At 77.5% G+C, this 667-nt stretch carries 1 pseudogene; it reads right to left on the reverse strand.

Annotated features, from left to right (window positions below):
- Window positions 1-667, reverse strand: a pseudogene (locus tag B7767_RS40305) (asparagine synthase); the annotation flags it as partial.

Genomic DNA, 667 nt, shown 5'->3' on the forward strand with positions numbered 1-667 from the left:
AGGTCAGCGCGGCCAGCGAGGCATCCGCCGCACCCCCGGGCCCGTCGTCGTCCAGCCTCCGCCGCAACAGCCGCTCCGCGAGCGACTCCAGCCCCGCCCGGTACGGCGTGCGCGCCAGCCGCCGAGCGGCGGCGTACACGCGCGCGGGCACCATCACGGACCCGTCGGCCTTGGCCAGCGCGGCCACCGGCCGCACCAGATGCCGCCGCTTGCGGTCCATCAGCAGATCGGCCAGCCGCGCCGGATGCGCGTCCAGCACCTGCTTCGCCCCGTACCCGGTGAAGTGATCCGCGCTCCCCGCCGCCAGCCGTGCCCGGTGCCGCGCGGCCGACACCAGCGAGGGTCCGGGCTCGTCCGTGAGCGGCCCGTCCAGATCGACGTACGGAAGCGTCGACTCCGCGCCGGTCACCACCACGTGGTGCAGCCGCGGATTGGCGGCCAGTGCCCCCGCCCGCGACATCTCGTCGTCGTCCCGCGCCCCACCGGACCCACCGGCGAGGTCGTTGAAGGTGACGGCCAGCAGACGCTCCCCCGCCCCCGTCCCGTGCCCCAGCACGGTCCCCGGCATCCCGGGCAGCCCCGCGGCCAGCAGCGCCAGCGCCCCGGAGGCCGGTCCTCCGGACAGATCGGCCCCGATCCCCGGCACGGGCGTCCCCCGGGCCGCCCG

Origin of the sequence: Streptomyces sp. 13-12-16 (assembly GCF_002114215.1) — a bacterium.
In the GTDB taxonomy this organism is placed as follows: Bacteria; Actinomycetota; Actinomycetes; order Streptomycetales; family Streptomycetaceae; genus Streptomyces.